Raw genomic sequence first — 23,209 nt, forward strand, 5'->3', positions numbered from 1 at the left:
CCCCTCCCGTGCCAGCCAGCCATCGAGAAAGACACCGCCTTTGGCCGGGGCTACCGTGGAGCTACCCCCAACTGTGCCGAATCCGTTCTCGCGGACTCTGCACCGACGGTGCCCTGGACGCATCGCGGCCGGGACACCCAGTTGCTCGAGACCCCAATGCGCCCCGCCTTGACGAGTTCAGTGAAGTTCCCCATGCCTTTTCCCCTCAAGTCTGGCGCCAGGCCTCGGGGATCAGTCTCGACGCTTGCGGAACACGAGCAGTTCAGTGAGCCCACCGCTGAGGGGCTCGAAGTGGCTGCCGACAAGATCGAGGCCCCGGCGATCCAGCAACTCAACAGTCCAACTGCGCGGCGTCACCATGTAGATGACAGCGTTCCCGGCGACCCAAGTCTTCGTCGCCTGCTCATCCAGGCAGCTCTCCGTCACGATGTCGAATGCGACGATCCCGCCTGGACGGACCACTCGGGCCATCTCCTCCAGATACCCGACAGTCGTCACGAACGGGATGTAGACGAAGAGCTTGTGCGCTTGCACAAGATCGACCGAGCTCGTCGCCGTCGCCGAGAGGGTGTGACCGTCAGCCGGACGCTCCACCAGGTTGGGAAGCTTTCGAAGGTAGGGAAGCCAGTCCGAGGCCGTCTCGTAGATCTCGTACGCCGAGGGCCGCAACGCCTCGATGACCTTCTCGGCATACCGTCCTGACCCTGGACCGATCTCGCACACCCGATCCACCTCGTTGCCTAAAGCACTCATCTGCAGTAGCGCCTGGACTGCCGCAGCCGTCACCTGCGGCTCGGCACTGTACTGATCGAGGTAGTCACCTACGGACAGGCCCGCGCGCTTCGCGGCCGCGATGGTCTGCTTGGCCGGTAAGAAGGCCTGGATTGCCCTATCGGTTGTGCGGGCACGGATCATCTGCACGCCCAACGGTCGCAGAACAGTGTTGATACCTTGACGCATCACGCTGGCAACCGCCATGTCGCTCCCCCCGGACCACCATGGCCCGTCTCGATTCCACACCAACTACTATGCTGGATAGTAGTTGGGGGTCTGTGTTCGGAACAAGGCCTTCGGGTTCTTGGCGGGTGATGTCTGGCCGGCACATTCGACGTTGTGGCCGGATCGGCATTGGGCTGTGACGACGGGGTCGGGCGCGGGATGGCTATCGTGGAGCTTGATGAACATTCGGAGCGGGCGGGGAACGTCGGGGTTTATGCGGGCCCTGGTGCTGTTCGGTGTGCTCGCCGGTGTGTTCGCGATGCATGCCTTGACGATGAATCACGATCCGGCCATGGCCGGCAGTGCCGCCGCGATGCCCCCCTCCGGTGCGGGGCACATGTCTGCGGCGGCCGGAGTCGCTGCAGTTGCCGACGACGGTGGACCGTTATCCGGTCACGTCGGTATGTCTGACGGGTCGGCAGCCGACATGGCGGCGGTGACTGAGCTCGCGTCGGCTTCGAATGCGCTGGTCTCTGCCCACTCCACTGCCGGCAACCATGGGATGAGCGGTGTCTGTGTGGCCGTTCTCGCGGCGTCGCTCGCGCTCGTGGGGGTGGCGTTGATGTTGTGCTGGCTGCGGTCGGCCCGGTCCGTGCCCCGGGCGTGGCAGGTGCTGCCGCTGCAGTTGTCGCCGCTGCCCGGGCGTTCCCCGCCTTGGCTGGCGCCATCGCTGTCGAAGCTCTGCGTACTGCGGACCTAGGCCCACCGGCCTGCGGGTGACCGCACGCTGCGGCGTGCCGTCTGCTCGCTTCCACATACCCAGATCTCTTCAGGCAGTCGATGGAAGGAACAACTCCTATGAAGCACATCACCCGTGTCCACGTTGCGGCGACACTCACATTGGCGGCAGGGCTGGCCCTGGCTGGTTGTGGCAACAGCGACAACACCCAGCCGGGCGGTTCGGCAAGTTCATCTTCGATGCCGGGGATGAATCACGAGACGATGGCACCGACCACGGCGGCCACGCTGACCGCGCCGGTGGACCACAACGACAGTGATGTCGAGTTCGCTACTGGCATGATCCCGCATCACCGCCAGGCCGTGGAGATGGCCGACATGGCGCTGAAGCAGGCCAAGAGCGCGTCGGTGAAGCAGTTGGCGACGGCGATCAAGGCTGCGCAGGGTCCGGAGATCCAGCAGATGTCGGGCTGGCTCACCGGATGGGTCAAGCCGGTCCCGAGCCCGGGCATGGGCCACTCGATGCCGGGCGGCGGCATGATGACCGAGCAGGAGATGACTGATCTCGGCAAGGCCAGCGGGGCGGCGTTCGACCGGATGTGGGTGCAGATGATGATCAAGCATCACCAGGGCGCGGTCGCGATGGCCAAGACCGAACAGGCCTCCGGGCAGAGCGCGAAGGCGATCGAGTTGGCCAAGACGATCGAGGCGGCTCAGGCCGCCGAGATCGCCACGATGCAGAAACTTCTCACCCAGCTCCCGTAACTAGCGGCAGGGTGCCGCCCAGTAGGCCTATGAGGCCGAGGTGACGGAATGGCTGGCGGAGGTGAGGCGTCCGGTCCGGTGCAGCGCGATGATCATCACTGCGCTGAGGGCGCCGAGAGTGGTGAGGGCCAGCCACGGCAGCCCGGGCAGCCCATGATCGCGGGCGGTGTCGAGGGCTGCTCCGGTGAGTAGGTTGCCTGCGGTGATCCCGATACCGCAGATGGTGTTGTAGATGCCGTAATGGGTGGCGACCAGGCGTCCACCGGCAAGATTGACGATGGTGTCCATCTCGAACGGGAACGCGAGCATCGTGCCGATGGCCAGCAAGACCGCGGCGGCCAGCGACGGCGTCACCGCCAACGCCCACAAGGCAGCCTGGCTGTTCGGCCGGGGCAGTGCGGCGGTGGCCAGCAACGGGAGGAAGGCCACTGCCATGGTCGCAACACCCAACGCCAATGCGTACCCGGCAGGAATTCTGGCCCGGCACCAGGCGGTGAGCTTGGTCTGTGCAAGCACGGTAACCAGGCCAGAGGCAACGAACAGTGACGCGACACCAAGGGTCGCTCCGCTGCCGTCGCCGCCGATGCGCCGTACCTCGAGCGGGAGCGCGAGATAGACCTGGAAGGACAGCACGTAGGAACAGATCATCGCGATGGCGAACAGCAGGAACGGGCGGTTCGCGATGACAACACGCCACTGCGCCAGGATGCCCTCGCTGCTGCGGGTGTCAGCCTGTTGCGGTGGCAGCGCCCGGATCTGGATGACTGACAGTACGGCGAACACTGTGGCAGCCACGGCGCAGGTGAGCCGGAAACTGGCACCGGTGAGCGCCAGCCCGACCAATGGACCAGCGAGGATGCCGGCTTGGTAGAAGACGTTGAACAGCGCGAATGCCTCGACGCGCCGCGGTCCCGCGTCGACGGCGAGGTAGGCCCGCACGGCAGGGTTGAACAAGGCGCCGGCCAGGCCGGTCGCTGCGGAGGCGATGACCAGGGCGGGGACGGATTCCACCATGGCAAGCATCGCGAAACCGAAGGTCCGCAACACGCAGCCCGCCACGATGAGCGGTTTGTAGCCGAACCGGTCGGCCAGCGCGCCACCGAGTGCGAACAGACCCTGCTGCGAAAGGTTCCTGACTCCGAGGACCAGACCGACCAGCCAGGCCGCCAGGCCCAGGGTTCCGGCCAGATGCTGGGCCAGGTAGGGCATCAGCATGTAGAAGCCGAGATTGATGGTGAACTGGTTGAGCAGCAGCAGCCGGGTCACCTTCGGCATACCTTGGTACTGGGTGATTAGTTGTTTCATCGGCCGGCCACCGCCCCCGCAGGTTCGGCGCCGCGACGGGCAGTCGGAGTTGTTTCGGCGCGCGGGTCGATGACCGTGTCGCACCGGGTCCAGCGATGCGGGACCGCGGACGTGGGATGGGCGAGCTCATCGGGATGGAGCGCTGGTGCGGCGCCGATCAGGCTGTGTCTGGTGCAGTAGTCGTCGCTGAAAATGGTGTCCCAGTAGCGTTGTGGCCCGTCGGGGAAGACTGCGGCGATCCGGGTCCCGACAGGTGACGTGCGCGCGATCCAGTCGGCGACCAGACCGACTGCACCGACGCTCCAGCCACCAGTGGTGCCGGCGTTCGCCGCTAGCCGGCGACAGGCCCAGACCGCCTCGCTGGGGGCGACCCAATGGATCTCGGTGAAGGTGGAGTAGTCGACGTTGCCGGGGTAGATGCTGCTGCCCAGTCCTCGCATCAACCGGGTGCCCGCGGGCTGGCCGAAGATGGTGGACCGGATCGAGTCGACCCCGATGACCGACAGGTCCGGGCAGTGTTCGCGCAGGACACGCGACACTCCAGCGGAGTGGCCGCCCGTGCCGACGCTGGCGACCAAGACGTCGATGCGGCCGACCTGGGCGAGCAGCTCGGTGGCCAGTCCCGCGTAGGCGTCGACGTTATCGATGTTGTGGTACTGGTCAGGGCACCACGCCGAAGGGGTGGTGCTGAGGAGTTGCTGGACCCGGTCGCGGCGGGCCTGCTGCCAGCCGCCGACCGGATCCGGGGCCTCGACCATGTCGACGGTGGCGCCGTAGGCGCGCAGCATGTGGACCACCAGAGGCTCCATGCCGGGATCGGTCACAACGGTGACGGGGTGCCCGTATACGATGCCGGCCAGCGCCAGACCGAGTCCCAACGTTCCGCTGCTGGACTCGATGATGTGGCCGCCGGGCGGTAAATCACCGCGGTCGCGGGCGCAGCGGACCATGTGGAGCGCGGGGCGATCCTTCATTCCGCCGGGATTGTGGCCTTCCAGCTTGGCCCAGTAGCCGTGCGCCGTCCCGGTGTCGTGGAGAACGTCGCCGATCCACAGCGTGGGGGTGTTCCCGACGATGCCAGCCGGGGTGCGCCAGGCGACGCCCGCTGACACTGCCGCCGCTCCGGTGGCGGGTTCTGGGTTTTGGGCGCGCCGAGGCGCCATCGTGGTGCTGTCCATGTCGTGCTGTCCCTTCGAGGCCCCTCGCGTCTGGCGCGGCAGGGGGAAACCACTGACAAAGGTCTCGAGGCCGGCGCTAGGGCCGGCGAAGGACGGCTATATGCGCAGCAGCGAGAACTGCGCGACCGGCGACCGTGGCGTTCGGGAAGTAGACCTGCCACAGGAGGTGGCAGGATGTGCGTCGAGGACAGCCAGCCACGGCCGTGGCATCGATGTGGCCGGCAGCGGTCCAGGAGAATCACCGGCCTGGGCGAGAACCGCATCGACCAGCCCGGTAACGGCGCAGTGGTCGCCGGACTCGCCCGATGCGTGGCCGACGGCCGGCTCGTCCAGCTCGTGGGCCACCGCGATCGAGTGATGACTGTGGTGGTCTGCTTCTGCGTAGCACCAGAGGCCGCCCCCCAGCATCAGAGCCAGCGCTGCGACAAGAGAAACCGCAAGCCAGCGCCGGCTACCGCTCCCCAGATCGGTCACACGATGCATCCTAGCGAACTCTTTGAGTAATCAAAGAGTGCCGATCAGAACGACAAGGCCGGGTGCGAGATCACCACCGATCTACTATGTTGATTAGTAGTTAGGCGTTAGTCGGGTTCATCGCAAGGGATCTGCCGGCGCGCTGTACGCATCAGGGAAGGACCCGTACGTGAGCAGCATCACCCGCCGGTCCGTCCTGCTTGCCGGACTTGGCGTCACGGGGGCTGGCGTACTCGGCGGCTGCAGCAAGCCCAGCAGCAGCACCGCTGCCGCTTCTCCTTCGCTGCTCAGCCCTTCCGGCGCCGAGGTCGAAACGGTCGACGGTGCTCGCGCGAGCTCTGGCAAGGAAACCCACCTTGTTCTGACCGCGGCACCTGCCACTGTTGACCTAGGCGCCGGCGTCATCGCCAAGACTTGGGCCTTCGACCATCGCACGCCGGGCGAGGCGATCCGGATCTCGGCAGGAGACACGCTCGTGGCAGGGCTGGCGAACGGGCTTCCTGACCAGACCGCAACGTCGATCCATTGGCATGGTGTTGCCCTGCGCAACGACATGGACGGTGTCCCGCCGGCTACCCAGGCGGTCGTGCCGGCCGGTGAGTCGTTCACCTATCGGTTCGTTGCCACAGATCCAGGGACCTACTTCTTCCATCCGCACGTCGGTACGCAGTTGGACCGCGGCCTGTATGCACCCCTGGTCATCGAGGACCCGAAAGAGCCCATGTCCTACGACGGCGAGTGGATCGTCGTCCTGGACGACTGGATGGACGGGGTTAGCGGGACACCCGATGAGGTCCTTGCCGAACTCAAGCAGGGCATGGGCGGGATGGGCGGTATGTCGATGCGCTTCATGCTCGGTAGCGCAGACAGTGAGCTACTCGGCGGCGATGCCGGCGACGTGAAATACCCCCACCACCTGGTCAACGGCCGCGTCCCCGCCGATCCGGCCGTCTTCAACGGTAAGCCCGGATCGAGGGTCCGGCTGAGGATCATCAACGCAGGCTCGGACACGGCCTACCGGGTCGCACTGGCAGCACACAAGCTGACCATCACGCACACCGACGGCTATCCAGTTCAGCACCAGCAGGTCGACGCGCTGCTGATCGGCATGGGCGAGCGCTACGACGTGCTGGTCACCCTCGGTGACGGTGTCTTCTCGCTGGTGGCGCTGGCCGAAGGAAAGAACCAGACAGGTCGGGCACTGGTGCGCACCAGTACAGGACGTGCCCCAGCAACAGACGTTCGCCCAGCCGAGCTGAACCGCCAGATCCTGACCGCCTCCCAGCTCAACGCCGCCGATCAGGTCCGCCTCGCCGCCTCGAGCGTCGACGTCACGCATCAGGTCAAGATCACCGGCGGTATGGATGCCTACGACTGGTCGATCAACGGCAGCCGGTTTGACATGTCCCATCCGACTGCTGCGCCCCTGCTGGTCCGCCACGGCCAGCGGGTGCGGCTGGACTTCGTCAACGACACCACCATGTGGCACCCGATGCACCTGCACGGCCACACTTATCAGCTCGGCGATGCCGGCCCTCGCAAGGACACCGCGATCGTGCTGCCCAAAACGACCCTGACGGTTTTCTTCGACGCAGACAATCCGGGCCAATGGTTGCTGCACTGCCACAACGCTTACCACGCGGAGGCCGGGATGATGGCGCTGGTGGGCTACCAGCAATGACGACCACCGCCTGGAACGGCGCCAGTGGATCTCGTCGGGCACTGGACATGGTGATCTAGGATGACGCCCATGTCGAAGGCCGTCGCACAGTCGTCGCGGCGCGGTTCGCGCTGGCGCGCGACCGGTGTGTTGTGTGCCCTGATTTTCGGCATCATCGGGCTTTACAGCCTGGAGTCGCACTGCTCCGAGTCTGGTTCAGACAGTGGTTCTCATGCCGCTGTGCAGGTGGCGCATCACGCCGACAGCGATGTACATGCCGCCGCATCTCGCACCGGTGACTGGATGGAGCAGGCAGATCCCCTGGGGGACGGTGACCTGATGGCCTGCGCATTGTTTGCAGGCCTGGTGGCGCTGCTCCTCGCGGCGATCCGTGCCCGCCGGCGGAGTGGAAGCTGGCTGGTACCTGCGGTCCGCGGTCGGCTGAGGCATCCGCGGCAGGTGCGCGTGGTGTCAGTGTCTGTGAGGGCGATCTCGCCGCTGAGGTGCTGAGGAGCAGGGCACGTTTCGACGCCCGCACGCTCAACACACCACTCAGGAGTTCCCCATGCGCACCTCGTGCGCGCTGCGCTGTGTCGTCGTTGCCGCCACAGCTGCGCTAGCTGTCGTCCTGGCAGGCTGCGCGGACATCGGAGCCGATTCCGGTGAGACTTCACACCTGCCCGTCAACCCAGCCGATATCGCCTTCGCGCAGCGGATGATCGCCCAGCACCGCCAGGCAGTCGACATGTCCGCTCTTGCTGCAACCCGCAGCAAGAACCCGGCAGTGACCCAGTTGGCAAGCACGATCGGCCGCGCTCACACCGAGGCCGTCGGTGAACTTGACGGCCTTCTCAAGGCCTGGGGCCAAAGGGGAGAGCCAACACCGGCGGTAGCGAATCCCGGCCCAGCCGACACTACTCCGCTCGTCACCGCGGCCGGGGCGATCAAGGAAGCCGATCTCGCACGCCTGCGGTCATCGTCGGGTGTGGTGTTCGACCGGCTGCTGCTGAGCTTCTTGATCGATCATCACAGCGAAGACGTTTCGATCGCCCGCCTCCAGCAGGAGGCTGGGCAAAACCTCCGAGCCCGTGTGGTCGCCGACCGTATCGAAGCTGACCACGCCGTGGAGCTCAGCGAAATGCGGAAGCTGCTCAGTTCTCTCGGCACCGCGCCGCGCTGAACCACCTGACTCGCAAAACAGCACTTGCCCCTGCCTGAGCCTGCGGAAGATCACGCGACCAAGGCAGACGTCAAACTTTGAGAAGGGACCTGCCAGAACATGTCGAACGGTTGGAGGCGTCATCCTGCACGGGTGGCACTGCCTCTCATCACTGCTGTCGTCGTCGCGGCTGCTCTGGGGCTCGTCGGGGGTTCGGCCGCGGCAGAACCAAAGCCGACCCTCGCTGAGGCACGGCAAACAGTGGCGACCCTCCAGCATCAGGCCGAGGAAGCCGGTGAGGCAGCGAACGACCTGACCGGGCAAATCGCCACCGCTCGTCGCAAGGTCGCCGCACTCACTGAAGGCGCCGGCCGCCAGGAGCGTGTCGTCCAGGAGATCGGTCGCCGGATCGGCTTACTGGCTGTGGCGAACTATCAGCGGTCCCAGATGACGACCACCGCCCAGCTGCTCCTTTCGAGCGACCCCGACCAGTTCCTGAAACAAGCTTCGACAGCACAGGCGTATGCCGGCCAGCAGACGGCAGTTTTGCGCCGGTACCAGAACGCCAGCGGCAAACTTGCCGATCTACGCAGCATCGAGCGTTCAGAGCTGCAAGCTTTGGCGGCTGTGCAGGCCAAGCAGAACGAGCTCAAGGCAAAGATCGCCTCGAACCTGGCGGCGGCTGACAAAGTGCTGGCCAAACTCACCGACGCCGAACGCGATCGGCTCGCAGCCGAGGATGCCGCCGAGGTGCAGCGAGAGAAAGACGAGGCCGAGGCTGAGCGACGCCGTACCAGCCGCGACAGCCAGCGCACTGCCGGACCGGACGTACCAGCATCGGGAAGGGCGAAGATCGCCGTCGCTTATGCCTTGAACCAGATCGGTGACCCGTACTTGTGGGCAGCTGCGGGCCCAGATGCCTTCGACTGTTCCGGGTTGACGCTGTCGGCATGGGGCAAGGCCGGGATCTCGTTGTCGCACTCGTCCACGGCCCAGTACAACGAAGGACGCCGCGTGAGCCGCGCCGACCTGATGCCCGGGGACTTGTTGTTCTACTTCACACCCATCTCCCACGTGAGCATGTACATCGGCAACGGGAAGGCAGTCCACGCAAGCCGCCCTGGCAAGCCTGTCCAGATCGACCCCGCATTCGGGCAGATGCCGTACGTCGGCGCTGTCCGGCCTGGCTGAATCCGCAGCCGGGTGTTCCCTCCTGGAGGAGGTCCAGGAGGGAACACCCGGCGAGCCGGTAACAACCTCAGTGGCGCGGTGTGGTCCCCTCGGTGAGGGGCCGGAACCGACGCAGTCGCAGGCTGTTGCTGACGACGAAGACCGAACTGAACGCCATTGCCGCACCGGCAAGCATCGGGTTCAGCAAGCCGGCTGCCGCTAGCGGTAGAGCGGCGACGTTGTAGGCGAAGGCCCAGAACAGATTGCCCTTGATCGTGCCCAGGGTGCGGCGCGACAGCCGGATGGCGTCCGGCGCGGCGCGCAGGTCTCCGCTGACCAGCGTGAGGTCGGCGGCTTCGATGGCGACGTCGGTTCCGGTGCCCATGGCCAGGCCGAGATCGGCCTGGGCCAGTGCCGGTGCGTCGTTCACGCCGTCGCCGACCATGGCGACGGTTCGCCCCTCGGTTTGCAGCCTGCGAACGACATCGACCTTGTCCTTCGGGAGCACCTCGGCGATGACCTCGTCAATGCCCACCTCCGCGGCGACCGAGCGGGCCACTGCAGCGTTGTCGCCAGTGAGCAGCACGGGCGTCAAGCCAAGGGCGCGCAGCTGCCGGATGGCCTCAGCCGACGTCGGCTTCACGGTATCGGCGACGACGATGATGCCGCGCGCCGCACCGTCCCAACCAACCGCGACGGCGGTGCCTCCCGCTGCTTCGGCCTTCGCCTTCGCATCTGCCAGCTCGGCGGGAAGGTACTGCGACCACTCTTCCAGCAGCCGCGGGCGCCCGACCAGAACCGCGTGCGAGTTGTCGTCCACCAGGACCACGCCTTGTACGCCGAGGCCCTCGAGGTTGGCGAACCCTTCCACTGCTGGTAGTGGGCCAGTCCTCTCAACGGCGGCGGTGGCAATGGCCTGGGCAATCGGGTGCTCGGACGCGTGCTCCAGAGCTCCGGCCAGACGCAGTACCTGGTCGGCGTCCTCGCCGGTGGCGGGAATGACCTCGGTGAGGGCCATCTTTCCGGTGGTGACGGTGCCGGTCTTGTCCAGTACGACGGTGTCGATCCGGCGGGTGGATTCGAGCACCTCCGGCCCTTTGATCAAGATGCCGAGTTGCGCGCCACGGCCGGTGCCGACCATGAGGGCTGTCGGGGTCGCCAGTCCGAGGGCGCAGGGGCAGGCGATGATCAGGACCGCCACCGCCGCGGTGAAGGCGGCCGCGAGACCTGAGCCCGTTCCGATCCAGAATCCAAGGGTGCCGATAGCCAGGGCGATCACGATCGGGACGAACACTCCTGAGACGCGATCGGCGAGCCGCTGCACCTGAGCCTTGCCGGTCTGTGCAGCCTCGACGAGCCTGGCCATCTGGGCCAGTTGGGTGTCAGCCCCGATCCGGGTGGCCCGGACGACGATTCGGCCGCCGGCATTGATGGTGGCGCCGGTGACTGGGTCACCTGGCCCGACCTCGACCGGTACTGATTCGCCGGTGAGCATCGACGCGTCGACCGCGGACGAGCCTTCCTCGATCACTCCGTCGGTGGCGATCTTCTCTCCTGGACGAACGACGAACAGGTCCCCGGTGGCGAGTTGGTCGGTGGCGATCCGCTCCTCTTGGCCGTTTCGTAGTACGGAGACCTCTTTGGCTCCGAGCTCCAGCAGCGCTCGCAGGGCTGCTCCGGCACGGCGCTTGGAGCGAGCCTCGAAGTAGCGGCCGGCGAGGATGAAGGTGGTGACCCCGGCGGCTGCCTCGAGGTAGATGTTGCCCGCGCCGTCGCTGCGTCCGATGGAGAGCTCGAACGGGTGGGTCATGCCGGGTTCGCCCGCGGTGCCGAAGAACAGTGCGTACAGCGACCAGCCGAGCGCGGCGAGCGTGCCGACTGAGATCAAGGTGTCCATCGTCGACGCGCCGTGGCGCAGGTTGGTGAAGGCGGCCTTGTGGAATGGCCAGGCACCCCACGCCACTACCGGCGCAGCGAGCGTCAGTGAGAGCCACTGCCACGAGGTGAACTGCAGCGCGGGGATCATCGCCATCGCGATGACTGGCACGGTCAGCGCTAGCGAGATCAGCAGCCGTTGCCGCAGCGATCGAGTCGGGTCGATCTCATCGGCGCCGGCGTCGGTCGTCTTCTCACTGGCCGGTGCCGGAGGGGTTGCGCTGTAGCCGGTCTTCTCGACCTCGGCCACCAGGTCGGCGACGCCGATGTCGCCGGTGAACCGGACCAGCGCCTTCTCGGTCGCGTAGTTGACCGACGCGGTGACGCCTTCGAGCTTGTTCAGCTTCTTCTCGATCCGCGACGCGCACGAGGCGCAGGTCATGCCGCCGATCGCCAACTCGATCTTCTCCTCGCCGCCAAGCGGCGGGGCCGAGGTGTTACCGACGGAACTCATGATGGAGATCTCCTTACTATCTAGTGACTCGTGCTGGAGCGGGGGATTGAGCTGCTCAGCTGTGGCCGCCGTCGTGCCCGTGGCCAGCGGTGGTGGGGGCAGTGGGGGGCGGCGTTGTGGTGGATGGCACAGGTGAAGGTGTCGCGATACCGCCGGTGGCGGTAGTGACGGTGAACTCGGCGGTCCGGACTTTTCCGTTGTGTTTGAAGTCCAGGTAGAGCCGGTAGCTGCCGGTGCTCGGTGTGGTGGCGTAAAAGGTGATGTCGGGTCCGGGGTTGGTCTTGCCGTCGCCGGGTGCCCCTGCGGGGTGCACGTGGAGGTAGGCGAGGTCGCCATCCCGTAGCGCGACCAGATGGCCGTAGGCACCTAGGTACGGCTGCAGATCGGTGATTGGCTTGCCGTCCTTGGCGATCGACAGCTTGAGTTCTGATTCGCGGCCGGGTTCGAGACCGCCGGTCAGGATGACCGTGTAGCCGTCGACCTGGGCGGTGTTGCTCTGGGGCGGGAGCGGCTTCGGGTCGGAGCTGCCGGGTACTGCGAGGTCTGCGCCGAGGGTGAGATTCTCGCCGCCTGCTGGGACGAAGTCGGCGAACACCCGCCACTGCCCGGAGGTCAGTGCCACCGGAACGCTCCAGTTCCCGCTGCCGTCCAGTTTCGGGTGGAGGTGCTGGAAGCCGGACAGATCGCGGCGCACCGCGATCAGGTGCAAGTCCTTGTCGTGGCTGCGGTCGTAGGCGGTCACAGGCCGGCCGTCGGGGCCTAGTACAGAGAATCGAAGTTGAGTTGCGGGTCCCGCCGGCAGTTGGTCGTTCGCGAGCGTCAGCGTGAAGCCTTTGTCGGAGATCATCAGTCCTCCAGGGAGCTTTTCGGTGCCGGCGGTGGTCGCCGCCGATGGTGGGTGGTGCACCTCTTGTTCGGCCGGGTCCACCGGCCCGACGAGGGTGCCAATGCCGACCGCGCCGCCGAACACTACGGCCAGGCCGGCGACAAAGGTCGCGATCTTGGTGGGGGTCTTCATGGTCAGTCCTCGTCAGGTCGGTGGTTGGTCGAGATTCGGGCGGCCGGTCAGGCGTCGGCGAGCTGGTAGCCCGCCTCTTCGACTGCCGCCTGTACTGCGTCGCGGCCGACCGGCCGGTCGCTGGTCACCGTCACAGAGCCGCTCGCCAGGTCGACATCGACGGCACTGACGCCGTCGATCCGGCTGACCTCGCTCGTGACGGAGCTGACGCAGTGGCCGCACGTCATCCCGGTCACTGAGAAGACGGTGGCTTCCGCGGCGGTACGGGTGCCGGTCGTGGTCACGGAATTGGTGGCGTCAGCGGTGCCGCAACTGCAGGCGTTGCACATGTCGGGGTTCCTTTCGATCGGTTGACGCGATGGAACCTATACCCCCTAAGGGTATCTTTCAAGTCCCGTCTTCAGCGGGCTCGGCATCCGCGCTGAGGGCCCAATAAGTCTGTGAGGGAACGGAGACTTCGGGGCGGCCATCCCGAGCGTGGCCGGGCACCCGACGGATCGCAAATACCGATACCCCCTAGCGGTATGGGATCTGGCCTGCTAAGTTCCATCTCGATCCCGGTACCCCCAGGGGGTATCAGAAAGGAATGGTTGTCATGAGTACTTCAGCTGGAGTCACCCGCTCGGGGTCTCGCCGCTGGTGGGCGCTGGGCCTGATCGCCGCGGCGCAGTTCATGGTCATCATGGACACGTCGATCATCGGAGTCGCGCTACCAGAGATACGGGCTGACCTGGGCTTCACTCCACAGACGTTGTCCTGGGTGTTCAACGCCTACGTGGTCGCCTTCGGCGGCCTGCTGCTCCTCGGTGGGCGGCTGTCCGACCTCTTCGGAGCACGCCGGATCTTCTCGGCCGGCTGGATCGTGCTGCTGGTGGGATCAGTTCTCGCCGGTGCAGCCAACGGTGTCGGCCTGGAGCTGACTGGCCGGGCGGTCCAGGGTGTTGGCGCGGCTCTGATCGCTCCATCAGCGCTGACATTGCTGATGATGCTGTTCGGTTCTGAGCCCAAGGAGCTCACCAAGGCCCTGGCCCTCTATGGCGCCGCCGCACCGGCAGGCGGTACGGCGGGAGTGTTTCTCGGTGGCGTGATCACCGAGTACGCGAGCTGGCCATGGGTGTTCTACCTGAACATCCCGATCGCGATCGCTGTCTTGCTGGCCACTCCGGCTCTGATGCCGGCCGCGGCAGCTCAGCGTGGCAGCGTCGATCTCGTCGGGGCCTTGACGGCTACGGGTGGAATCGGTGCGGCCGTGTACGCGATCGTTCGCGCGCCGGAAGCGGGTTGGGCGAGCGGCGAGACGTTGCTGGTCGGAGCGGCGGCCATCGCGCTCCTGGTTGCCTTCGTGGTGGTCCAGGCCCGTCGATCCGAACCGCTGATGCGGCTGGCGATCTTCCGCGCACCGAACCTGGCCGCGGCCAATGTCGCCCAGTTGCTGCTGGGAGCGGCGTGGGTACCAATGTGGTTCTTCCTGAACCTCTACCTGCAACAGGTCCTCGGCCTGAGCGCGTTCCCGAGTGGCTCGGCGTTGTTGCCGATGACAACGTTCATCATGCTCGGCATGATCGTTGCCGCGCCGCGCTTCATCGCCCGCTTCGGTCCCAAGCGGACGCTGGTGACCGGAATGACCGTCCTCACCGCAGGCCTCGCGGCACTGTCCCTGGTCCGCTCGGACGGATCGTTCTGGGTCGACGTCCTCCCGGCGTCGCTGATCGCCGCGGCCGGAATGTCGCTCGCCTTCATCCCCAGCCTCGGCATCGCCCTCTCCTCCGCACGACCGGAAGAAGGCGGCCTAGCCTCAGGAATCGTCAACACCAGCTACCAGATCGGCTCAGCCCTCGGCCTCGCCGCCATGACAGCAGTCGCCGCAGCAGCCGGCGCCGACCAACTGGGCGACACCGGTGCACTGACCGACGGCTACTCGGCCGCCTTCCTCGGAGCCGCCGCCCTCGCCGCAGTCGGCGCAATCCTCGCCGCCGTGACGGTGCGCATCGCCAAGCCCGCCATCAACAAGGAGACCGCGGATGTGCTGAACTGAGCCCCACGCGTTGTATCCAACAAGCTCATCAATGACAGCGATCGTGCCGGCCAGACCCACGCAGTACAGGGTCGGCCGGCGTTCGTCGTTGGGAGGCCCGATGCATCGCTCGTGCGAGTGCCTGGCTGCCTCAGGCAGCAGAGGCCGCAGTAGTCCATTCCGGCGACGACCAGGCCTGGCGCGGCCACCAACACCACTGGTGCCATCGGTACTGCGCCCACGAACGCGCAGAGGAGTCTGCGCGTGCTTCGGCGCATCGGTGGTCGGCGACCGGCTGTGGTCGAGACGCTGCCACCAGCCGAGCGAGCTCAAGCATGCCGCAATCCCAGAGGCGTTGTCGTTGGCCCCGGGTGAGCCCGGAACAGTGTCCAGATGTGCACCGACCATAAGACGAGGCTGAATGGGTCGCCGCCATTGCGACCGGATCTGCCTTCGGCGGAGTGGGTTCAGACTGCCCCACTTGGCCTGGTCGGATTTCAGATCAGGCGCCGGACGTGTCGTCGCGCGGTTCTGGCGAGCATGGTGATCTCGCTGATGCGCAGGACACGGGCCGAGAGGGCGAACAGTACGAGGAACCCGAGCGACCCAGCGGCCACAGCAAGCAGTGACGCCGAGGAACCATGGCCGATCCAGGCCGCGGATACTCGACCGATGGCGTAAGCCGCGGCCGCAGGGACGAGGCTCGCGAGTAGAAGCCGAGTGTGGTGGCCTATGGCGTCGCGGGTTCCGAAGTCACCGATCCGCGCGCGTAGTTGCCGGGCTGTGATCGCCAGTCCAACGGCGTAGGCGATCCCGTATGCGGCAGCCATGCCGGTGACTGCCCAGCGAGGAGGCAGCGTCGCGAAGGCGGCGATCGACAGCCAACCGTGGACACACGTCGTCGCGACCGCGATCGCCAAGGGTGTCTTCGTGTCGTGCAACGCGTAGAACACCCTCACCAGAAGGTACTGCATCGAGAACGGGATCAGGCCGAGCGCGAACGCCATCAGCATGTACCCAATCGCCAGGGTGTCCTGGAGAGTCACATTGCCTCGCAGGAATGCCGCCGTTGCGATCTGAGGGCCGAGAGCGAGGAACAACATAGCCGTCGGCACGATCACAGTGGCGCTGATACGTACGGCGTACGCCACGTCAGCGCGGACCGTCGCGAAGTCATGGTCGGCGGCTGAGTTACTCAGTCTTGGCATCAGCGCGGTCAGCATCGACACGGTGACAACGCCTTGCGGAATGAGCCAGAGCAGGTACGCATTGCTGTAGGCGGTGTAGCCGACGCCGTACGGGATGCCTTGCCTGTCAGCAGCCACGGAGACGTTCGTGGAGAGCAAGGTGACGACCCAATATCCGATCTGGTTGACGACGACGACCAGCACAGTCCAGACGGCCAGCCCCGCGATCTGGCGTAGGTCCTTGTCACGCCAGCGCACTCGAGGTCGCCATTTGAAGCCGGTCGCGCGGAGTGCGGGTATCAGGATCAGAGCCTGCACGATCACGCCTGCCGTGGTCCCGGCACCCAGGAGCCGGATTTCCGGGGTGCCGAGTTCCGCGGCGGTGTTGCTGTCGCTCGCGACCACGAGATAGATGCACACGGTGCCGATGACCACGAGATTGTTCACGACCGGGGCCCACATCATCGGGCCGAATCGCCCGCGGACGTTGAGCAGTTGCCCGAGCATCGTGAAGAGTCCGTAGAAGAAGATCTGCGGCAGGAAGAAGCGGGCGAAGGTGATGGTGAGCGTTCGCTGAGCGCCGGTGAAGTCTGAGTAGAGGTCGACGATCTGGGGAGCCAGCAGCCACGAGGCGACGGTGATCGTCAACAGGAAGAGCAGGGCTGCGTTCAAGAGCCGGTTGGCGAACTCGGCGCCGTGGTCGGGATCCCGCCGGGCGGCGGCGGTGAGCTGCGGGACGAAGACCGCGTTGAGTGCACCGCCCAGAAGCAGGATGTAGAGAATTGTCGGCATGGTGTTGGCCACGTTGTAGGCATCAGCGAGCAGCGCCGTACCAAGTGCCGCGACGAGGGCCGCGTTCCGCGCGAAGCCGGTGATCCTGGACACGATCGTCCCTGCCGCCATCACGGCGCTCGAGCGCAGCAGCGGCGGGCCGTCTGTCGTCGTCATGCGAGCCGCCGGGAAGCCAGGTACAAGTTGAAGGCGTGGTATAGGGAGCGATTGAGCGGGTAGTCCCACTCGCCGAGCAGTTCGACAGCTCGTCCGCCAGTGCCGACCTTCCATCGGAGAAGTCCACTGCGACGATCTGTTGCGTCCAAGGTGGTGTTGAAGCCTCGCATGTCGTAGATGACGCAACCGGCGCTGTGGGCGTCGCGGATCATCTGCCACTGCACTGCGTGGCTCGGGCACAGCTCTCGGCGGTGGCTGGCCGACGCCCCCAGGTGGTACCAAGCGCGGTCTCCGACAACGTTCATCGTGTGTGCGGCCAGGGTCTCGCCGCTGTGGCGCGCGAGGTACAGCGCCATCCTCCTTGGATGTTCAGCGCGCAGCGCGTCGTACTGGCGTTGGTAGTAGCCAAGGGACCTGCCTAGGTCGAAGCCGTCGCGTTCTTGGGTGACCTTGAGAAGCGCATAGAAGGCAGGCAGGTCTTCATCGTTCCCGATGGAAACCTGGACTCTCTCGCGCTCGGCTCTCCTGATGCTTCGGCGCCACTGCTGGCTGAATCCTCGCCAGATGTCGTCGAGCGAACGATCCGCCAGGGGGAGTTCGAAGATGACGGCCGGCTGTACGGAGGTGCGGGTCAGCCGGCCGTCATTGCGCCATCCGAGGGACCGTAACTGCTGTGCCGCCGCAGCCCCGGTCTTGTTCACCTCATCGGGCGGGACATCACTCAGGTCGAGGACCTCGTCACTACGCAGCGCCGACTTGAGGGTGGGCGCGTTCCATCGATGCAGGTCGACCGCAGGTCCCATCCTGACCGCGAAGACTCGCCGTTTGCGAAGATGCGCGACCAGCGGATCGAGCCACCGGGAAAGGTTGTCATCGCTCCAGTCGATCAGTGGGCCTTCGGGCAGGTAGGCGAATTGGTGTCCGGTCGCTCGAACGGTGCGGTAGAGCACGAGAGCCGATCCCACGAGCGATCCGGTCCCGTCGGCCCACCCGATCGTTTCGGATTGCCATCCGGGCTTCACCTGCGCCCAGGACGGGCACTGTAGGAAGCTGGCACTCGGCAGGGTCAGGATGTAGTCGGCGTGCAACTCAGGGGTGATGGTCAGGACCTCGAACGGATCCTGCTTCGGTCGCGGCTGCGGCGAAAAATGCCGCGATGACAGACGGTGCGAGATGTGGCTGGCCATGGGAGTACTCCTTGAAAGGCTTCAGGCGTGGCCAGCCACAGGCTTTGCTTGGCGTCGCTGGGACGCGTCGCCTGCCGCGGTGAGTCTGGCCACAAATGGAATCGGAGAAGCCCTGGCTGCGACGACTACCGCGCCGACGGTTCTTCCTGGGCCTTCAGGGCCTCTCAGGAAGAAAGCAGCTGCGACGCAGCCAGGCCGCTTCCGAAAGGGGAGCGGGATCCATTGGTCGGCCTACAGCAAGAGTCGTGACGAAAGGGCCAGTCGTGGGACTGGCTGAGGGCGTGCGGCTCTCGCCCAGAAGGCAGGAAAGGCAGGCAGCGCAGGAAGGATCCAGTGTCGTGATGGCAGAGCTCGCAGCGCAAGGGCGAGCAGAAGTCCGAAGGCCATCGCGATCAGGAATACCAAGCAGGCCCCGGGCATCGGATGAGGCTCGTGGCCCACGGTGCTACCCGAAATGTCGCCGGCTGCAGGCGGCCCGAACCTATTGCCGTCGGTGAGCCGATTCTCACCGGGCCCGGCCCGAAGGTCCGGCACTGATTCGAGCGTCGAGGTACAACCATGCAGGTAGGTCCCAACCGAACCGGACCGACTGTCGGAATGCGGCGAACTATGGGTGATCAATGTCAGGAGACCCACGGCCACAGCGAACGCGATGATCACCGGAAGACCGGCGATCGCGCGACTCACCTTGTCCATGCGTCCCTCTCAGAGTCGGCCGTGCCTCAGACGTCATCTACTAAGAAGCATAGTAGGTGAAGCGGGTCGCGAACCAGCTCCGCCCGCACCGGCCCTCGTTCTTAGCCACGTTCCTATCCTTCCGGGCTCACGCCGTCCGGCTCGAACAGGTCGCTGGGCGGTGGTGACCAGGCCCCACCGGTGTTCCGCGATGGAGCCGAGCTGTACCGGCGTCGAATCAGCCGCAGCAACTGTCGTACCCAATTAAGGGAGCAAACGTGGTAGGCAGCTGGGTCCATCCAGCCAAGTAGGCGACCTGTGGCGCGACGCCTGATGGATATCCGCATGCGCCCTCGAGTTGAGTGGCCGCAACATGATCCGCCGGTGCGTTGCTGTGGCCTAGAGCTGTGGATACTTGCACAGCCGCTCTCTCATGTCGCCCTGTTATGTCGCCCTGCTTGGCGTTCTGTCGAATGTATGTTCGAATTGGCGGGAGTCATGTCACGCCTTGGGTGGCTCCGTGGTTCCCGAAAGGCGATCCGTGGGGCAGGGAATTGCTGGGGCTGGGTACGTGATGCCGGTATCGTCCAGCACAGGAGAGGTGGTGAGCCGGGTGATCGACGATGAGGCGCTGGCGCTGGTGGCGCTGCTGCGCCACACCGAGGCGCGCAAGTCATGGCGCGCGGTGGTGACCGAGGTCCGCGAGGCTGGAGCACTCGAGGTGCTCCACCGCCAGAATCCGCAGACGCTGCTCGATTCCGACCCAGTGGCGCTGCTGCTTAAGGCGGCACGGCAGGACTTGCACGCCTGGAGTGACCTGGCCCGTGTGCTCACGCTGTTCGACGACGACTTCCCGCCCCAGTTGCTCGAGGTGCACGACGTGCCGCCGCTTCTGTTCGCCCGTGGCCATCTGGCCGCACGTGGAGAGGCTGAGCTGGGCGCCTGCATTGTGGGGTCGCGCAAGGCGTCACCGGAGGCAGTGCGGATCGCCCGTGAAGTGGCGAACTCACTTGTGAGCATGGGGGTCGCGGTGGTGTCCGGTCTTGCCGAGGGCATCGACACTGCTGCCCACCAGGCGGCCCTTGCGGCAGGCGGCCGCACGGTCGCGGTCATTGGGACAGGAATCGATCAGGTCTACCCGGCTGCAAACAGGCAGCTACAGCAGCGCATCGAGCGCGAAGGTCTAGTCCTGTCGCAGTTCTGGCCAGGTAGTGGCCCGACCAAAGCGTCGTTCCCGATGCGCAACGCGACAATGTCGGCATATGGGATGTGCACGCTGATTGTGGCCGCAGGGGAGCACTCCGGAGCTCGGATCCAGGCCCGCCAGGCCGTTGCTCACGGTCGGCCGCTGATCCTCACCCGCGACGTTGCGAGCACCACCGAGTGGGGCCGCGACCTGGCTGGCTCGGCGTACGACGTGCAGGTTGTCAGCGATGCCGACGGCGCGGTTGAAGCAATCAGGGCAGTTCTCAAGCGCCCGCGGCAGCTCGATGAACTGTTGGCCGACCTAGTCCAGTGACTCAGCAGCTCGATCAGCTCCTGCCGGAGATCGCCGGCGTCATGACAAACCCGCTGCGGATCGCGGGTGTCACCTGTTCCATCTGTACCCGCGAGGTGACCTCGGGCTATCCCCTGTGCTTCAAGTGCCAAGCTCATCGCGCAGGCCATGAGGTCCCGGGGCAGCCCGGGTATCACCTGACCTCGAACCTCGCCGTGCCGCTGACCTATGCAGTGCAGGGCTACCAGGCATACACCGACGTGTACAAGTACAAGGACTCCGTCTCGTTCGAGGCCGCACAGCGGCGGCTCGCATTGCTCACCGCGGTTTTCGTCATAGCCCACAAGTTCTGCATTGACCGGTTCACCGGCCATCCCGTCACCTGTTTGGCGATCGTGCCGTCGCTGACTGGCCGTGCCGGCCAGCATCCTCTGGAGAAGTTCGCGCCGCTGCTTCCGGAAAACTGGCATCGGATCCGGCTCAGTGCGGCCTCCGACCTTCCGGCCGACGCCAATCACCGTCGTGAACCGAACCCAGCGTTCTACGAATGCACTTACGACCTCACCGGGCATCATGTCGTCTTACTCGACGACACCTGGGTCACCGGCGGCCACACGCAAGGAGCCGCTGTGCGGCTGCGTCAGGCCGGCGCCGCACGAGTGACCATCCTTGTTTTCGCCCGCCTCCTGAAGACCAGCTACGCGCCGACTGCGGAGTTCGTGCGCCTGTACAACCTTCCTCACCCGCCGTACACGAGTACGATCTGCCCAGTGACCGGTGGCCCATGCCCATGAACGTGCCGAGGGCAACGCGGCCACTGCCCGCCGGGTCTATGCACTGACCTGTCAATGGATCTGTCGATGACCTGGTGTCCGGTCGAACAAGAGTTGCCAGCGATCAAGACGCCTTGGAAGTGCGAGTGCGGACTTGCCGCAGAGGACCGCGTGGGATGCGCGGGTCTGCACGGCTAGCGGGTTCGCCAGTCGTTGGTGTGAGCGATGTAAAGGCTCCGGCGGAGTCATGTATCAAGTCATACCCCTCGAGGCTGCTGAAGGGTGCGATTCGGTACACGACTCGGCCACCCGTCGCCCCCAAAAAGTACGCACAAAAGTACGCACAACTTGAACTCCGCAACGATCCCTGACGAACCGACCTGAGCCCCAAACGATCGGACGAATCCCAGCTATACAAGGCTTTTCGCCGCCCAGCAGCCTCCCGACCAGGCATTATGTCGCGGATCCTTGAATAATGAGAAGGTCATCGGTTCGATTCCGATAGGCGGCTCCACCAAGGCCCCTCTGACCAGGCAAAACGCCTGAATCGGAGGGGCCTTCCCCATGTCTGGGATCTGCCAGGTACGGGCCAAAGTACGGAAAGCTGTATCGCATCTCTTGGGCGAATCAGGAGACCAGCACTGGGCGTTGTGGGACGTTGAGCACCGTTCAGCCGGCGGGACGAGCGCGCCTCGATCGACGGTCGGAACCAGATGGCTGAACTGGGAGCTCAGCAGCCAGGACGACACCGCGGCGGCGCGGCCTCACGCCGAGCATCTCTGATGCAGAGCGCCGACGGCGCTATCGGGGCGGGCGTCACCTGACCCTAGACACCGGTCTCTCAGGCGGTCCCTGGGCCTGCGATCTCCGGCATCGAGGCGCAGTTTGTGACCTGGTGGCCTTGCACCGGTTGCCGGGGCCCTGCGTGCCGAGATAAGGGACCTGCGAGCTCTGGCAAGCGCGTTCCTCGCTGGCACCGTGATGTGTCCGACCCCAATACCCCCTCCAAGGCGTCGCGCGGGACCGTCTGGTGGCCATACGGGCGAGCCTGGCGCGGCAGTGCGGCCGTCGGCGACATTGGAATGGAGGCTGGAATCCCTCAACACCCTGGTGGGCCGAGACCTGGTCATGCCGGGGCTCTGGTGTACCCCGGATGGACCCGCAGGCGGCCACACAAGACCGATCAGGCCGATCAGGGCACCTGCGAGGTCTCGGCCTGGTCATTCAGTCGCCCCAGCGAGACCGGCGGCCGGACGTGCCCCAGTCCTCGGTCGCCAGCGAGCCCACCATCCGTCCTCTACGTGCCCTGATCTAGACCCTGGGCCTTCACCGGTTCGCTCATGGCCCCACGCAGCCCACGTGGAGGCATAGCAACCAATGTGCTGCCTGTGTTGTCGTGGAGCCGGTGCAGCGATTGCGCCGTCGTGGGCGCTTGTTCCAGAGGTGTGCTTAGTTGCCGACCGCCCCGGCGTCGGGGCGAACCTGCAGGACCACGCGATGGTCCCGGTCGTCTACACGATCGCCGGGGAACTGCAGCCCAGCCTGCTCAACCACCTCGAGGCGGCCGCCCACATCAGCACCGGCCTGGACGGTCCGACGTCGGACATCCAGCCCGCACTGGTGACGGTGCCGGTACCGACGAAACTGCTCGACAAGGGCCATCCTGTCTGCACCCTCTACGCGTCGTTGCTGTCGCCCAGGAGTCGTGGCACCGTCAATCTGGCGGACGCATCAGCCCATACGACGCCGTTGGTCGACCCGGCCTTCTTCTCCGACCCTGCCGATCTCGACACGCTGGAGGCCGGCGTACGGATCGCCCGTGAGGTGGGAGCGGCGGAGTCGTTGTCGTACTGGCGCAAGGACGAGGCGTTCCCGGAACCCTGGGAGGCGTCCCGGAGGGTCGCAGCGCCTACATCCGGCTGGCCTACGAGAGCCAGCATCACCTGGTCGGAACCTGCCGAATCGGAATTTCGCCAACCGACGTCGTGGACCCCGAACTCCGCGTCCACGGTATCTCCGGCCTCCGCGTCGTCGACGCCTCGCTGATGCCGTCGGTACCTGCCGCCTAACCCGCACGCCACCGTCCTCGCCATCGCCGAAAAGGCCGCCGACCTTCCGAATCACCGCCTGAT

Annotated in this window: 19 protein-coding genes and 1 pseudogene; 11 read left to right on the top strand and 9 right to left on the bottom strand. The window is 65.8% G+C overall.

Annotated elements, in window-relative coordinates; all coding sequences use genetic code 11:
- Positions 1-231: 231 nt before the first annotated feature.
- Entirely contained in the window at positions 232-978 is a 747-nt protein-coding gene (locus tag ABD255_RS33960) for a methyltransferase domain-containing protein (protein WP_020385370.1), read from the bottom strand.
- A 235-nt stretch (positions 979-1,213) separates the two neighbouring features.
- Between ABD255_RS33960 and ABD255_RS33965 the strand changes: the two genes are divergently transcribed.
- Positions 1,214-1,699 (top strand): hypothetical protein, encoded by a 486-nt coding sequence (locus ABD255_RS33965; RefSeq protein ID WP_020385371.1) that lies wholly within the window; start codon positions 1,214-1,216, stop codon positions 1,697-1,699.
- A gap of 227 nt (positions 1,700-1,926) precedes the next feature.
- Positions 1,927-2,442, top strand: a complete 516-nt coding sequence (locus ABD255_RS33970; RefSeq protein ID WP_237744840.1) for a DUF305 domain-containing protein — start codon at positions 1,927-1,929, stop codon at positions 2,440-2,442.
- 27 nt (positions 2,443-2,469) lie between these two features.
- Here ABD255_RS33970 and ABD255_RS33975 read toward each other — a convergent pair whose 3' ends face one another.
- The 3 genes from ABD255_RS33975 to ABD255_RS33985 form a co-directional block, all read right to left on the bottom strand.
- Entirely contained in the window at positions 2,470-3,747 is a 1,278-nt protein-coding gene (locus ABD255_RS33975; RefSeq protein WP_026162512.1) for an MFS transporter, read from the bottom strand.
- Positions 3,744-4,925: a PLP-dependent cysteine synthase family protein gene (locus tag ABD255_RS33980; RefSeq protein ID WP_040453895.1), complete on the bottom strand. Its 1,182-nt coding sequence runs from the start codon at positions 4,923-4,925 to the stop codon at positions 3,744-3,746. The genes ABD255_RS33975 and ABD255_RS33980 overlap by 4 nt, the downstream gene beginning before the upstream one ends.
- A 96-nt stretch (positions 4,926-5,021) precedes the next feature.
- Positions 5,022-5,399, bottom strand: coding sequence for a hypothetical protein (locus ABD255_RS33985; RefSeq protein WP_020385375.1), 378 nt, complete (start codon positions 5,397-5,399; stop codon positions 5,022-5,024).
- Positions 5,400-5,568: 169 nt separating this feature from the next.
- Between ABD255_RS33985 and ABD255_RS33990 the strand changes: the two genes are divergently transcribed.
- The 4 genes from ABD255_RS33990 to ABD255_RS34005 all read left to right on the top strand — a co-directional run bounded on the left by ABD255_RS33990 (position 5,569) and on the right by ABD255_RS34005 (position 9,409).
- Complete coding sequence (locus ABD255_RS33990) at positions 5,569-7,080, top strand: multicopper oxidase family protein (RefSeq protein ID WP_020385376.1); 1,512 nt, start codon at positions 5,569-5,571, stop codon at positions 7,078-7,080.
- 69 nt (positions 7,081-7,149) lie between these two features.
- A complete protein-coding gene (locus tag ABD255_RS33995; RefSeq protein WP_020385377.1) occupies positions 7,150-7,569 on the top strand; it encodes a hypothetical protein in 420 nt (139 codons plus the stop codon).
- Between the two features lie 55 nt (positions 7,570-7,624).
- Positions 7,625-8,239: a DUF305 domain-containing protein gene (locus tag ABD255_RS34000; RefSeq protein ID WP_020385378.1), complete on the top strand. Its 615-nt coding sequence runs from the start codon at positions 7,625-7,627 to the stop codon at positions 8,237-8,239.
- A gap of 240 nt (positions 8,240-8,479) precedes the next feature.
- Positions 8,480-9,409: a C40 family peptidase gene (locus tag ABD255_RS34005; protein ID WP_344220883.1), complete on the top strand. Its 930-nt coding sequence runs from the start codon at positions 8,480-8,482 to the stop codon at positions 9,407-9,409.
- Positions 9,410-9,476: 67 nt separating this feature from the next.
- Here the strand turns inward: ABD255_RS34005 and ABD255_RS34010 are convergent, their stop codons facing one another.
- The 3 genes from ABD255_RS34010 to ABD255_RS34020 are packed head-to-tail and all read right to left on the bottom strand — an operon-like array spanning position 9,477 to position 13,124.
- Positions 9,477-11,777, bottom strand: coding sequence for a heavy metal translocating P-type ATPase (locus ABD255_RS34010; RefSeq protein WP_020385380.1), 2,301 nt, complete (start codon positions 11,775-11,777; stop codon positions 9,477-9,479).
- Positions 11,778-11,832: 55 nt separating this feature from the next.
- Positions 11,833-12,795: a hypothetical protein gene (locus tag ABD255_RS34015; protein WP_020385381.1), complete on the bottom strand. Its 963-nt coding sequence runs from the start codon at positions 12,793-12,795 to the stop codon at positions 11,833-11,835.
- A gap of 47 nt (positions 12,796-12,842) precedes the next feature.
- A complete protein-coding gene (locus ABD255_RS34020) occupies positions 12,843-13,124 on the bottom strand; it encodes a heavy-metal-associated domain-containing protein (RefSeq protein ID WP_020385382.1) in 282 nt (93 codons plus the stop codon).
- 266 nt (positions 13,125-13,390) lie between these two features.
- Between ABD255_RS34020 and ABD255_RS34025 the strand changes: the two genes are divergently transcribed.
- On the top strand, positions 13,391-14,830 hold the full coding sequence (locus tag ABD255_RS34025) for an MFS transporter (protein ID WP_020385383.1): 1,440 nt from the start codon (positions 13,391-13,393) through the stop codon (positions 14,828-14,830).
- A 476-nt stretch (positions 14,831-15,306) separates the two neighbouring features.
- Here ABD255_RS34025 and murJ read toward each other — a convergent pair whose 3' ends face one another.
- Together murJ and ABD255_RS34035 are read right to left on the bottom strand one after the other, a co-directional pair.
- On the bottom strand, positions 15,307-16,944 hold the full coding sequence (gene murJ / locus ABD255_RS34030) for a murein biosynthesis integral membrane protein MurJ (protein ID WP_020385384.1): 1,638 nt from the start codon (positions 16,942-16,944) through the stop codon (positions 15,307-15,309).
- A complete protein-coding gene (locus ABD255_RS34035) occupies positions 16,941-18,131 on the bottom strand; it encodes a lipid II:glycine glycyltransferase FemX (protein WP_020385385.1) in 1,191 nt (396 codons plus the stop codon). Before ABD255_RS34035 ends, murJ begins: the two co-directional genes overlap by 4 nt.
- Positions 18,132-19,410: 1,279 nt before the next feature.
- Between ABD255_RS34035 and ABD255_RS34040 the strand changes: the two genes are divergently transcribed.
- The 4 genes and pseudogenes from ABD255_RS34040 (at position 19,411) to ABD255_RS43925 (ending at position 23,146) form a co-directional block, all read left to right on the top strand.
- Positions 19,411-20,325, top strand: a complete 915-nt coding sequence (locus tag ABD255_RS34040; RefSeq protein WP_020385386.1) for a DNA processing protein DprA — start codon at positions 19,411-19,413, stop codon at positions 20,323-20,325.
- On the top strand, positions 20,322-21,098 hold the full coding sequence (locus ABD255_RS34045) for a phosphoribosyltransferase (protein WP_020385387.1): 777 nt from the start codon (positions 20,322-20,324) through the stop codon (positions 21,096-21,098). The genes ABD255_RS34040 and ABD255_RS34045 overlap by 4 nt, the downstream gene beginning before the upstream one ends.
- Before the next feature lie 1,476 nt (positions 21,099-22,574).
- Positions 22,575-22,952, top strand: a pseudogene (locus tag ABD255_RS43920) (GMC oxidoreductase); the annotation flags it as partial.
- 86 nt (positions 22,953-23,038) lie between these two features.
- The gene (locus ABD255_RS43925; protein WP_425554600.1) at positions 23,039-23,146 is read left to right on the top strand and encodes a GMC oxidoreductase; all 108 of its coding nucleotides are present in this window, start codon (positions 23,039-23,041) and stop codon (positions 23,144-23,146) included.
- Positions 23,147-23,209: the final 63 nt, after the last annotated feature.

Origin of the sequence: Kribbella sancticallisti (genome assembly GCF_039530625.1) — a bacterium.
Lineage (GTDB): Bacteria > Actinomycetota > Actinomycetes > Propionibacteriales > Kribbellaceae > Kribbella > Kribbella sancticallisti.